Raw genomic sequence first — 13,096 nt, 5'->3', positions numbered from 1 at the left:
TCCCGATGACTAGTTTGCATGCTGACGAGGCGTTCCTTGGCCATTACCAGTTAAACCACGACCCTTTTGCTCCACGGGTGCCTGGTTTCAAATTCTTCCCTGCCCAACGCAAACCGGTGTTGGGGCAGTTGCACCACCTGGCGCGTTACAGCCAGCTGCTGCTGGTGGTCACGGGCCCGTTGGGCAGTGGCAAGACCTTGCTGCGTCAGGCGCTGGTGGCCAGCACCAACAAGCAGTCAGTGCAGAGCGTGGTGGTGTCAGCCCGTGGCGCCGGTGATGCTGCGGGCGTGCTGCGCCAGATCGCCCAGGCCCTGGACGTGTCCAATGCCGAGCCGACGGCGATCCTCAAGCAAGTGGTACAACTGGGCCTGACCGGCCAGGAAGTCTACCTGCTGGTGGACGATGCCGAGCAGCTCGACGAATCGGCCCTTGAAGCGTTGCTGGCCCTGGCGGCCGGTACGCCTGAAGGTCGTCCTCATGTGTTCCTGTTCGGTGAGTCGTCGCTGATTGCCGATCTGGAGCAGTTAAGCGGTGAGGAAGAGCGCTTCCATGTCATCGAACTGCAGCCTTACGAAGAAGAAGAAACCCGCGAATACCTGGCCCAGCGTCTTGAAGGTGCCGGGCAGGGAATCGAACTTTTTTCCGCTTCGCAGATCTCTGATATTCACGAAAGCTCCGACGGCTGGCCTGGCACCATCAACCAGGTCGCCCGGGATGCCATGATCGAAGCCATGATTGCCAGCCGCTCAGCGGTGAAGCGTCCAAAGATGGGGTTCACCATGCCGAAGAAACATGTATTGGCAATTTCCGCTGTTGTAGTGGTTGCCGTCGCCGCCGCCTGGTTGATTCCAGGCCGCAGCAAGGCCCCGACAACCGCGCCTGCCGAACAGGCACAGCTGCCATTGGGCAAACCAACCACTAACGGCGCGCCAGCTGTTGAATTTTCCGGCTCCGGCCAGCCTACCAACCTGCCGATGGTCGGCCAGCCGGTCATGCGCGGCCCGTTGGCGGAAGAAGCTGGCGCCATCTCCGAAGGCGACGACGGCGTGCCAGTGGAAGGCTCCAGCGCCACTCCGCCGACTGTTACCACCATCGCGCCACCCGCTGGCGTAGCACCGAGCCCTGTGCCCGTGCCCGCGCCTGTACCGGCTCCAGTAGCCAAGCCGGCCCCTGCGCCTGTCCAGGTGGCGACCGCCAAGCCTGCCCCGGCGCCAGTTGCTAAACCAGCACCTGCTGCCAAGCCTGCGACCGTAGCCAAGGCCTCCGCTGGCAGCAGCTGGTACACCAGCCAACCGGCCAAGAACTACGTGGTGCAGATCCTCGGCACCAGCTCCGAAGCCAGCGCGCAAAACTTCGTCAAGGAGCAGGGCGGCGAATACCGTTATTTCAAGAAAGACCTTAACGGCAAGCCGCTTTACGTGATCACCTACGGCAACTTCGCCAGCCGTGATGCAGCTGTAACCGCTATCAAGGCCTTGCCAGCGAAGGTTCAGGCTGGTAAACCTTGGCCTCGCACTGTCGCCAGCGTCCAACAGGAACTGGCAGCAACTCGCTGAAGATTCGGCGGCCTTACCCAGGCCGCCTCTCCCGGCACCTCAAAAAAAACCGTAAGTGCGTGCTGCCTTCCAGGCCGCGCGCTTTGTGGTGTCTGCGCACGTCGCTTTTGAGTCGTAGCGGTCAGAATTAAAAAAGTTTTGACTAGCACAGCATATCGCTTTAAACCTTTCATAAATGCGACATAGATTTGCGACATTTCGTCGCTAAATTTGTGAGCGTCTGTGTCGGTGTGTACAATGACCTCCCTTTTGCCCCCGCAAAGCCGGCGTACGTCCGGCGTGGAAGGTAACGGGTTGAATTGAAAAGAAATTTGCCTCGTTCAAAGAGGCAGCCTGGTGAGAAAGTGTCTATGAAAGCAGGTCTGTACCAACCCGATGAATTCAAGGATAACTGCGGTTTCGGCCTGATTGCCCATATGCAGGGCGAGCCCAGTCATACCCTTCTGCAAACGGCCATCGAGGCCCTGACCTGCATGACCCACCGCGGTGGGATCAACGCCGACGGCAAGACCGGTGACGGTTGCGGCTTGCTTATTCAAAAGCCCGACCAGTTCCTGCGCGCAATCGCTAAGGAGCATTTCGGTGCCGACTTGCCCAAGCAGTACGCCGTGGGCATGGTGTTTTTCAACCAGGACCCGGTAAAAGCCCAAGCTGCTCGCGAGAACATGAACCGCGAGATCCTGGCTGCCGGCCTGCAACTCGTTGGCTGGCGCAAAGTGCCCATCGACACCAGCGTCCTCGGCCGCCTGGCCCTGGAGCGTCTGCCGCAGATCGAACAAGTGTTCATCTCCGGCGACGGTTTCAGCGATCAGGACATGGCGATCAAGCTGTTCACTTCCCGTCGTCGTTCGTCCGTAGCCAACGCTGCCGACACCGACCACTACATCTGCAGCTTTTCCCACAAGACCATTATTTATAAAGGCCTGATGATGCCGGCGGATTTGACCGCCTTCTATCCAGACCTGAGCGACGAGCGCCTGCAAACCGCAATCTGCGTGTTCCATCAGCGCTTCTCCACCAACACCCTGCCGAAATGGCCGCTGGCCCAGCCATTTCGGTTCCTCGCCCATAACGGCGAGATCAACACCATCACCGGTAACCGCAACTGGGCCGTAGCCCGACGCACCAAGTTCGCCAATGATTTGATGGACCTCGAAGAGCTGGGCCCGCTGGTCAATCGCGTGGGCTCCGACTCCTCCAGCATGGACAACATGCTGGAACTGATGGTCACCGGCGGCATCGACCTGTTCCGTGGCGTACGCATGATCATTCCGCCTGCGTGGCAGAACGTCGAGACCATGGACCCCGATCTTCGGGCGTTCTATGAGTACAACTCCATGCACATGGAACCGTGGGACGGCCCGGCGGGTGTCGTGATGACTGATGGCCGCTACGCGGTGTGCCTGCTGGACCGTAACGGTCTGCGCCCGGCGCGTTGGGTCACCACCACCAACGGCTTTATCACCCTGGCTTCGGAAGTTGGCGTCTGGAATTACCAGCCCGAAGACGTCATCGCCAAGGGCCGCGTAGGCCCTGGGCAGATCCTGGCTGTGGACACTGAAACCGGGCAGGTTCTCGACACCGACGCCATCGACAACCGCTTGAAGTCCCGTCATCCGTACAAGCAATGGCTGCGCAAGAACGCTCTGCGCATTCAGGCGACCATGGAAGACAACGACCACGGCTCGGCTTTCTACGACGTCGACCAACTCAAGCAGTACATGAAGATGTACCAGGTCACGTTCGAAGAGCGCGACCAGGTGCTGCGCCCACTGGGCGAGCAAGGCTACGAAGCCGTCGGCTCCATGGGCGACGACACGCCAATGGCCGTGCTGTCCCAGCGTGTGCGCACGCCGTATGACTATTTCCGCCAGCAGTTCGCCCAGGTGACCAACCCGCCGATCGACCCGCTGCGTGAAGCCATCGTCATGTCCCTGGAAATCTGCCTCGGCGCCGAGCGCAATATCTTCCAGGAATCGCCAGAGCACGCCTCTCGCGTGATCCTCAGCTCGCCGGTCATTTCCCCGGCCAAGTGGCGTTCGTTGATGACCCTGGAGCGTCCAGGCTTTGACCGGCAGATAATCGACCTGAACTACGACGAGAGCATCGGCCTGGAAGCTGCGGTGCGTAACGTCGCCGATCAGGCTGAAGAAGCCGTGCGCGCTGGTCGTACCCAGATCGTGCTGACCGACCGTCATATCGCCCCGGGCAAGTTGCCGATCCACGCTTCCCTGGCCACCGGCGCGGTGCATCACCGCCTGACTGAAAAAGGCCTACGTTGCGACTCCAACATCCTCGTGGAAACCGCCACCGCCCGCGACCCGCACCACTTCGCGGTATTGATCGGTTTCGGCGCCTCGGCGGTCTACCCGTTCCTCGCGTACGAAGTGCTGGGCGACCTGATCCGTACCGGTGAAGTGCTGGGCGACCTCTATGAGGTGTTCAAGAACTACCGTAAAGGCATCACCAAGGGCCTGCTGAAGATCCTGTCGAAGATGGGCATCTCCACCATCACGTCTTATCGCGGTGCTCAGTTGTTCGAAGCCATCGGCCTGTCGGAAGAAGTCTGCGACATGAGCTTCCGTGGCGTGCCGAGCCGCATCAAGGGTGCGCGTTTCGTCGACATCGAAGCCGAACAGAAAGCCCTGGCAGCCGAAGCCTGGAGCGCGCGCAAGCCGATCCAGCAAGGCGGCCTGCTGAAGTTCGTCCACGGTGGCGAATATCACGCCTACAACCCTGACGTGGTCAGCACCTTGCAAGCCGCTGTGCAGCAAGGCGACTACGCCAAATTCAAGGAATATACCGCGCTGGTGGATAACCGCCCGGTGTCGATGATCCGCGATATGTTCAAGGTGAAAACCCTGGACACGCCACTGGCCATCAGCGAGATCGAGCCTCTGGAATCGATCCTCAAGCGTTTCGACTCCGCCGGTATTTCCCTGGGCGCCTTGTCGCCTGAGGCTCACGAAGCCCTGGCCGAAGCCATGAACCGCCTGGGCGCGCGTTCCAACTCCGGCGAAGGTGGTGAAGACCCGGCGCGTTACGGCACCATCAAGAGCTCGAAAATCAAGCAGGTGGCTACTGGCCGTTTCGGTGTGACCCCGGAATACCTGGTCAACGCCGAAGTGCTGCAAATCAAGGTTGCCCAAGGCGCCAAGCCAGGCGAGGGCGGCCAGTTGCCAGGCGGCAAGGTCAACGGCCTGATCGCCAAGCTGCGTTACGCAGTGCCTGGCGTGACCCTGATTTCGCCACCGCCGCACCACGACATCTACTCCATCGAGGATTTGTCGCAGCTGATTTTCGACTTGAAACAAGTCAACCCCAAGGCCCTGGTCTCGGTGAAGCTAGTAGCAGAAGCCGGCGTCGGTACTATCGCCGCCGGTGTGGCCAAGGCCTATGCCGACCTGATCACCATCTCCGGCTACGACGGCGGCACCGGCGCATCGCCGCTGACCTCCATCAAGTACGCTGGCGCACCATGGGAACTGGGGCTTGCAGAAACTCACCAAACCCTGCGTGGCAACGACCTGCGCGGCAAGGTTCGGGTGCAAACCGACGGCGGCCTGAAAACCGGCCTCGACGTGATCAAGGCCGCCATCCTCGGCGCTGAAAGCTTCGGCTTCGGCACCGCACCGATGATCGCCCTGGGCTGCAAATACCTGCGCATCTGCCACCTGAACAACTGCGCCACCGGCGTCGCTACCCAGAACGAGAAGCTGCGCAAGGATCACTACATCGGCACCGTCGACATGGTGGTGAATTTCTTCACCTACGTCGCCGAAGAAACCCGTGAGTGGTTGGCCAAGCTGGGCGTGCGCACCCTCGAAGAGCTGATCGGCCGTACCGATCTGTTGGAAATCCTCGAAGGCCAGACGGCCAAGCAGCAACACCTGGACCTGACGCCGCTATTGGGCAGCGATCACATTCCGGCCGACAAACCACAATTCTGCCAGGTGGAACGCAACCCGCCGTTCGACAAAGGCCTGTTGGCCGAGAAGATGGTCGAGATGGCCATTTCGTCGATCAACGATGCCAGCGGCGGCGAATTCGTCCTGGATATCTGCAACTGTGACCGTTCCATCGGCGCGCGGATCTCCGGTGAAATCGCCCGTAAACACGGCAACCAGGGCATGGCCAAGGCGCCGATCACCTTCCGCTTCAAGGGCACCGCTGGCCAGAGCTTCGGCGTTTGGAACGCCGGCGGCCTGAACATGTACCTGGAAGGCGACGCCAACGACTATGTGGGCAAGGGCATGACTGGCGGTAAGCTGGTGATCGTTCCGCCGGTGGGCAGCATCTACAAGACGCAGGACAGTGCCATCATCGGTAACACCTGCCTGTATGGCGCGACCGGCGGCAAGCTGTTCGCAGCGGGTACTGCCGGCGAGCGATTCGCGGTGCGTAACTCCGGTGCTCACACCGTGGTGGAAGGCACTGGCGATCACTGCTGCGAGTATATGACCGGTGGTTTCGTCGCCGTTCTGGGCAAGACTGGCTACAACTTCGGTTCGGGCATGACCGGCGGTTTCGCCTACGTGTTGGACCAGGACAACACCTTCGTCGATAAGGTCAACCACGAGCTGGTGGACATCCAGCGAATCAGCGGCGAAGCGATGGAATCCTATCGCAACCACTTGCAGCATGTGCTGAACGAATACGTTGAGGAAACCAACAGCGAATGGGGTCGTAACCTCGCTGAAAACCTTGATGACTACCTGCGTCGTTTCTGGCTCGTCAAACCTAAGGCGGCGAGTTTGAAATCTTTGCTCTCCAGTACTCGTGCGAGTCCGCAATAAACGACGCAGCGGCAAGCGGCAAGCTTGAAACAGTGCGCGGTGTGCCGGACTAATGTGATTTTCTTGCAGCTTCAAGCTTGTAGCTTGAAGCTGTCGTGTAAGAGGTTTTGAAGATGGCCGAACGTCTCAGCAACGACTTCCAATTCATCGATGTCGGGCGCAAAGATCCGAAGAAGAAACTGTTGCGTCAACGCAAGAAAGAGTTCGTGGAAATCTACGAACCCTTCAAACCCCAGCACTCGGCCGACCAGGCCCACCGCTGTCTGGGTTGCGGTAACCCGTATTGCGAATGGAAGTGCCCGGTGCACAACTTCATTCCCAACTGGCTCAAATTGGTGGCCGAGGGCAATATCCTCGCCGCCGCCGAGCTGTCCCACCAGACCAACACCTTGCCGGAAGTCTGCGGCCGGGTGTGCCCACAGGATCGTCTGTGTGAGGGTGCCTGCACCCTCAACGACGGTTTTGGTGCAGTGACCATCGGTTCGGTGGAGAAGTACATCACCGACACCGCGTTTGCCATGGGCTGGCGCCCGGACATGTCCAAGGTCATGCCCACCGGCAAACGTGTGGCGATCATCGGTGCCGGGCCTGCGGGCCTGGGCTGTGCCGACGTACTGGTGCGTGGCGGCGTGACCCCGGTGGTGTTCGACAAGAACCCGGAAATCGGTGGCCTGCTGACCTTCGGCATCCCTGAGTTCAAGCTGGAAAAGACCGTACTGAGCCACCGTCGCGAAGTGTTCACCGGCATGGGCATCGAGTTCCGTCTCAACACCGAGATCGGCAAAGACGTGACCATGGAGCAACTGCTCGAAGAATACGATGCCGTGTTCATGGGCATGGGCACCTACACCTACATGAAGGGCGGCTTTGCCGGTGAGGACCTGCCGGGCGTCTACGACGCTTTGGACTTCCTGATTGCCAACGTCAACCGCAACCTGGGCTTTGAAAAGTCGCCGGAAGACTTCGTCGACATGAAAGGCAAAAAGGTCGTGGTACTGGGCGGTGGCGACACGGCGATGGACTGCAACCGTACCTCGATTCGCCAGGGCGCCAAGTCGGTGACCTGTGCTTATCGTCGTGACGAAGCCAACATGCCGGGCTCGCGCAAAGAGGTGAAGAACGCCAAGGAAGAAGGCGTGAAATTCCTCTACAACCGCCAGCCGATCGCCATTGTGGGTGAAGATCGCGTCGAAGGCGTGAAAGTGGTCGAGACCCGTCTCGGCGAACCGGATGCCCGTGGCCGTCGCAGCCCCGAGCCGATCCCGGGTTCCGAAGAGATCATCCCGGCTGACGCTGTGGTCATCGCCTTCGGCTTCCGTCCAAGCCCGGCGCCTTGGTTTGAGCAGTTCAGCATCCAGACCGACAGCCAGGGCCGCGTCGTGGCTCCGGAACAAGCCCAATACAAACACCAGACCAGCAACCCGAAAATCTTCGCCGGTGGCGATATGGTTCGCGGTTCTGACCTGGTGGTGACGGCGATCTTCGAAGGCCGCACTGCCGCTGAAGGGATCCTGGATTATCTGAACGTCTGACGACGTCAGCGACAAGCTGCAAGCTACAAGTTGAGGCAACTCGCTTTTAACTTGCAGCTTGCAGCTTGCAGCTTGCAGCTTGCAGCTTGCAGCTTGCAGCTGGTCACCGGTCACCGGTCACTGTCTTTCTGCGTCTCGCTCTGAGAAAATGCCCGCACTTTTTATGCGGATGCCGACATGACTGCCCTCAAGAACGACCGTTTCCTTCGTGCCCTGCTCAAGCAACCTGTTGACGTCACCCCTGTGTGGATGATGCGTCAAGCCGGTCGCTACCTGCCGGAGTACCGCGCCAGCCGCGCCAAAGCCGGCGACTTCATGAGCCTGTGCATGAACCCGGAGTTCGCCTGCGAAGTCACCATGCAGCCGCTGGACCGTTATCCACAACTGGATGCGGCCATCCTCTTCTCCGATATCCTGACCATCCCTGACGCCATGGGCCAAGGCCTGTACTTTGAAACCGGCGAAGGCCCGCGTTTCAAGAAAGTCATCAGCACCCTGGCCGACATCGAAGCCCTGCCGATCCCCGATCCTCACAAGGACCTGGGCTACGTCATGGACGCGGTCAGCACCATTCGCCTTGAGCTGAACGGCCGCGTGCCGCTGATCGGCTTCTCCGGCAGCCCGTGGACTCTGGCCACCTACATGGTCGAAGGCGGCTCGTCGAAAGACTTCCGCAAGACCAAGGCCATGCTCTACGACAACCCGCAAGCCATGCATCTGTTGCTGGACAAGCTGGCGCAGTCGGTCATCTCCTACCTCAACGGCCAGATCATGGCGGGCGCCCAAGCGGTGCAGATCTTCGACACTTGGGGTGGCAACCTGTCGGCGGCGGCGTACCAGGAATTCTCCCTGGCCTACATGCGCAAAATCGTCAGCGGCCTGATCCGCGAACATGAAGGTCGCAAGGTGCCGGTGATCCTGTTCACCAAGGGCGGCGGCCTGTGGCTGGAAAGCATCGCTGATGCTGGCGCGGACGCACTGGGTCTGGATTGGACCTGCGACATCGGCGAAGCCCGCCGTCGCGTGGGCGGCCAAGTGGCGCTGCAAGGCAACATGGACCCGACTGTGCTGTACGCCAAGCCGGAAGCGATCCGCACCGAAGTCGGCCGTATCCTCGCCAGCTACGGCAAAGGCAGCGGCCATGTGTTCAACCTTGGTCACGGGATTACGCCGGAAGTTGATCCGGAGCACGCTGGCGCATTCATGCGGGCGGTGCATGAGTTGTCGGCGCAATATCACGAGTAACCAGATTGCGATAACAAATAACGCCCGGCCTGTGCCGGGCGTTTTGCATTAAGTTTCAATTCAGCCACGGTGTTTATGCTGACCCCATCGAAACCCAGATTGGATCACTCCCATGAAAACCCGTTACCTCGCTCTCCTGTTGGCCCCCTTGTTTAGCACCGCTGCCCTGGCGGGTGCTGGTTACACTGGCCCCGGTGCGCAATCGGTGGTCACTGTTGCTGGCGCCCAAGCTGCATCAGACGACACGCCGGTGGTATTGCAAGGTCATATCGTCAGTCGTCTCAAAGACCACGAGAAGTACGAGTTCAAGGACACCACCGGTACCATCGCTGTGGAAATCGATGATGAGGACCTGCCACCCGTTCCCTTCGATGAGAAGACCCAGGTCAAGCTGACCGGTGAGGTCGACAAGGGCCTGATGAGCCGTGAGATCGATGTTGACCGTGTGGAAATTATCAACTGACCGCTGACTCAAATCTCCACAGGGCCGCTTAGCGGCCCTTTTCGTTTTTTGCCGGCAGTTTGCTCAGGTGCAATGCCACCAGCAAAGCAATCACCAGGAGGCTGGTGATAAAGCCGCCGATCCCGCTCCACCCCGCGTAGTGCCAGAAAACCCCACCGGCCGTCCCGGCAATGCTCGACCCGGCGTAATAACTGAACAGGTACAACGACGAGGCCTGGCCCTTGGCTTTCAGCGCGCGCCGGCCGATCCAGCTGCTGGCCACCGAGTGGGCGCCGAAGAAACCAAACGTGAACATCAACATGCCGACGATCACCAGCACCAGCGGCGTAAACAGCGTCAGGGTGATGCCGGCGAGCATCAGCACGATGGTGGCCCAGAGCACCCGCCGACGGCCCAAGCGGTCGGCCAGTGAGCCGATTTTTGCCGAGCTATAGATGCCGGACAGGTACACCAGCGACAGCAAGCCCACTACGGCTTGGCTCAGGTCATACGGATCTGCCAGCAAGCGATAGCCGATGTAGTTGAACAGGGTGACGAAGCTGCCCATGAGCAGGAACGCTTCGAGAAACAGCCACGGCAGGCCGGCGTCCTTGAAGTGCATGGTGAAACCGTCCAGCAGGCTGCGCGGGTTCAGGGTACTGGCGCGGAAGTTGCGCGATTCGGGGAGGATTTTCCAGAACACTGTGGCCGCGATCAGCGCCAGGGCGCCGATGATCAACATCGCCGTGTGCCAGCTGACGAAGTCGATCAGTACGCCGATGATCAAGCGCCCGCTCATGCCGCCAATGGCGTTGCCACCGATGTACAAGCCCATGGCCAGGCCGATGTGTTGTGGATGTATTTCTTCGCTCAGGTAGGTCATCGCCACGGCGGCCAGGCCACTGAGGGACAGGCCCACCAAAGCCCGCATCAGCAAAATTCCTTCCCAAGTGGGCATCAGGCCGCTGGCGATGGTGCACAGCGCGGCACAAAACAGCGCGGCAACCATCACTCGCTTGCGCCCAAGGGTGTCGGAAATCGGACCGGTAATCAGCAAACCAAAGGCCAGCATGCCGGTGGCCACCGAAAGAATCAGGCTGCTCTGCGCGGCATTGATGGAAAACTCGTGGGACAGCGCGGGCATCATCGGCTGCACGCAATAGAGCAAGGCGAAGGTGGCGAAGCCGCCGGAAAACAGCGCCAGCACTGTGCGCATGAACATCGGCGTGCCTTTTTCGATGTACTGCTCATTGAGCTGCGCCACCACCTCATCCAGGGCAGTGGGCGGGACTTCTTGAGCGAGTGGAGCGACAGCAGACTTCACGCGGGACCTCGGGGAGGAAAAGCAGCCAGGGCTGGCGATGGGAAAAAGAATATAGCTGCCTAATGATTCTTTCCAATATATTATTCGACCTGTTTGATAGCTTTTACGACCTAATAGGATTTCCATGGAATTGCGCCATCTGCGTTACTTCATCGCCGTTGCCGAAGAGCTGCATTTCGGCCGCGCGGCGCAGGTGCTGGGCATCTCGCAGCCGCCGCTGAGCCAGCAGATCCAGGCGTTGGAACAAGAAATTGGCGCTCGTTTATTTGAGCGTACCAATCGCCGGGTCGAACTGAGCGAAGCGGGGCGACTGTTCCTGCAAGAGGCGCGATTGGTGCTGGCCCAGGTCGGTAAAGCGGCGGACGTGGCGCGTCGTGCGCAACTGGGGGAGTTGGGCGAACTGAAGATCGGCTTCACCTCTTCTGCGCCGTTCAACTCCAGCATCCCACAGGCGATCTTCGCCTTTCGCCAGGCCTTCCCGGCGGTGCATCTGAGTTTGCAGGAAATGAGCAGTACCGAGGTGGCTGAGTCGCTGGTGGACGAGTCGATCCAGGTTGGGTTAATGCGGCCGTTGCCGTTGCCGGACTCCTTGAGCGTTGTGGAGTTGATGCGTGAGCCGCTGGTGGCTGTTCTTAACGCAGGTCACCCACTGGTGGACGGTAGCGAGCGCGGTTTGCATCTGGCGCAATTGGCAGACGAGCCTTTTGTATTTTTCCCGCGCACCTATGGCAGTGGTTTGTACGCCCAGTTACTTAACCTGGCCCGCGACGCCGGCTTCAGCCCGCACTTCGCCCAGGAAGCGGGGGAGGCCATGACCATCATCGGTTTGGTCGCCGCCGGCCTGGGTGTCTCGGTACTGCCTGCGTCCTATCAGCGCATCCGTATTGATGGCGTGGTCTACCGCACCCTGCTTGATCAGGAAGCGGTGACGGCGGTGTGGCTGGTACAGCGCAAGGGCCAGCCATCGCCCATGGCCAAGGCGTTTGTCGAGTTGCTGACGCGTAAGGCAGTGGTGTAGCGACGATCACATCTCAAGTAACGGAACCGTCTTAGTAGTTTGTTGTGGATTTACGCAGAATCGCTTCTTTTTAAGCGAGTGACATGGATGGCACTTCTCTACCAACCTAAAGAAGGCAGTGTGCTGATTTGTGATTTTCGGGTCTATGAAGCTCCGGAGATCATCAAGGTCAGGCCTGTCATTGTGATACGCAAGCACAGGACCAATAAGTTGTTGGTAACAGTGGTGCCCTTGAGCACCACGGAACCGCGAACGGTGCTTGAGCACCATTTTCAGTTGGAAAGCCATTTGCAAGGAGCGAGTCCGGTCTGTTGGGCGAAATGCGATATCGTCGCTACCGTTAATCTAGGCAGGCTTGATCGGATCAAGAGCAAAGATCGGCATGGAAAACGCATTTACAAAATAGCCGAACTTACCAGTGAGCAATTCTTGGCAGTGAAAGCGGCAGTGCGCAGTGCGTTGGGGTTGTGATGAGTGTCAGACGTGACGAGCGGCGATATGACACCAATTGCCGATTACCTGTTTTCAGGCATACTGGCCGGGTTCCCGAAAGGGGCTTGTGAGACTCTGAGGATCCTGGGCAACCAGCCATCGTAGAGCCAGGCAGGAAGTGGCGATGACAAGCCAACCTGTTTGTGAAGAGGGCGCCGAAAGGCGCCCTTTGTCGTTTCAGGGGGCAAGTAGCAAATGCCTCAATTCTGCTTCGAAGTCCCGGTCTCCTTGAACAACTGCGCTGCCGGGCTCGTGCTGCTGCCACTCACACCTGTCACCCCATTGGCGCGCAAGCCGGCCAGGATGTCCCGATCCAGCATGCTGACCCAACGGTTGTAGTTGCGATGGATCTTGCCGTTCTTGTAGCCCAGGTCGCGGCTGTCGCGGTAGGTGATGGCGTAGCTGGTGCGGGTGTAGCGGATATCGATTTCAGCGTGGTACTGGTTGCGTACGGTGATCTCGGCCTGGATCAGTTGCGGATCAGCGCGCTGCACGGTCCATTCGCGTTTTTCCAGGGCCGCAAGGATCGCCTGCTTGACCTTCTCGTCGCTGACCTGGACGTTGGCCGGGATGTCGGTCTGGGTGTTGAGCACCGGCTTGCTGGTGCAGCCGGCGGCGGTCAGCAGGGTCAGGACGATGAGGGTGGCGCGTAACAGGGAAGACATTCCGTTTTCTCCAATCAGTTAAAAAA

General features: G+C 59.6%; 9 protein-coding genes. 7 read left to right on the top strand and 2 right to left on the bottom strand.

What is annotated here, in order from left to right:
* The first annotated feature begins 5 nt into the window (after nucleotides 1-5).
* The 5 genes from ACZRKZ_RS20175 to ACZRKZ_RS20155 all read left to right on the top strand — a co-directional run bounded on the left by ACZRKZ_RS20175 (nucleotide 6) and on the right by ACZRKZ_RS20155 (nucleotide 9,592).
* Nucleotides 6-1,556 carry an AAA family ATPase gene (locus ACZRKZ_RS20175; protein WP_463969023.1) on the top strand — a complete coding sequence of 517 codons (1,551 nt, stop codon included), beginning with the start codon at nucleotides 6-8 and terminating at the stop codon, nucleotides 1,554-1,556.
* A 350-nt stretch (nucleotides 1,557-1,906) separates the two neighbouring features.
* A complete protein-coding gene (gltB, locus tag ACZRKZ_RS20170) occupies nucleotides 1,907-6,352 on the top strand; it encodes a glutamate synthase large subunit (RefSeq protein ID WP_463982542.1) in 4,446 nt (1,481 codons plus the stop codon).
* A 113-nt stretch (nucleotides 6,353-6,465) separates the two neighbouring features.
* Nucleotides 6,466-7,884 (top strand): FAD-dependent oxidoreductase, encoded by a 1,419-nt coding sequence (locus ACZRKZ_RS20165; protein ID WP_463982541.1) that lies wholly within the window; start codon nucleotides 6,466-6,468, stop codon nucleotides 7,882-7,884.
* Nucleotides 7,885-8,061: 177 nt separating this feature from the next.
* Nucleotides 8,062-9,129: a uroporphyrinogen decarboxylase gene (gene hemE, locus ACZRKZ_RS20160; protein WP_463982540.1), complete on the top strand. Its 1,068-nt coding sequence runs from the start codon at nucleotides 8,062-8,064 to the stop codon at nucleotides 9,127-9,129.
* A gap of 112 nt (nucleotides 9,130-9,241) precedes the next feature.
* The gene (locus tag ACZRKZ_RS20155) at nucleotides 9,242-9,592 is read left to right on the top strand and encodes a YgiW/YdeI family stress tolerance OB fold protein (RefSeq protein ID WP_463969026.1); all 351 of its coding nucleotides are present in this window, start codon (nucleotides 9,242-9,244) and stop codon (nucleotides 9,590-9,592) included.
* A 28-nt stretch (nucleotides 9,593-9,620) separates the two neighbouring features.
* Here the strand turns inward: ACZRKZ_RS20155 and ACZRKZ_RS20150 are convergent, their stop codons facing one another.
* Nucleotides 9,621-10,895 (bottom strand): MFS transporter, encoded by a 1,275-nt coding sequence (locus tag ACZRKZ_RS20150; protein WP_463982539.1) that lies wholly within the window; start codon nucleotides 10,893-10,895, stop codon nucleotides 9,621-9,623.
* Between the two features lie 124 nt (nucleotides 10,896-11,019).
* On the opposite strand from ACZRKZ_RS20150, the gene ACZRKZ_RS20145 reads away from it, so the two are divergent.
* Entirely contained in the window at nucleotides 11,020-11,913 is an 894-nt protein-coding gene (locus ACZRKZ_RS20145; protein ID WP_463969028.1) for a LysR family transcriptional regulator, read from the top strand.
* A gap of 87 nt (nucleotides 11,914-12,000) precedes the next feature.
* On the top strand, nucleotides 12,001-12,384 hold the full coding sequence (locus ACZRKZ_RS20140) for a type II toxin-antitoxin system PemK/MazF family toxin (RefSeq protein ID WP_463982538.1): 384 nt from the start codon (nucleotides 12,001-12,003) through the stop codon (nucleotides 12,382-12,384).
* Nucleotides 12,385-12,605: 221 nt separating this feature from the next.
* On the opposite strand, the gene ACZRKZ_RS20135 is transcribed toward ACZRKZ_RS20140, so the two are convergent.
* On the bottom strand, nucleotides 12,606-13,070 hold the full coding sequence (locus tag ACZRKZ_RS20135; protein WP_463982537.1) for a hypothetical protein: 465 nt from the start codon (nucleotides 13,068-13,070) through the stop codon (nucleotides 12,606-12,608).
* Nucleotides 13,071-13,096: the final 26 nt, after the last annotated feature.

This window comes from Pseudomonas sp. c313, from assembly GCF_055407145.1.
Note: the sequence above shows the minus strand (reverse complement) of the source record. Positions and strands in the feature narration are given on the sequence as shown.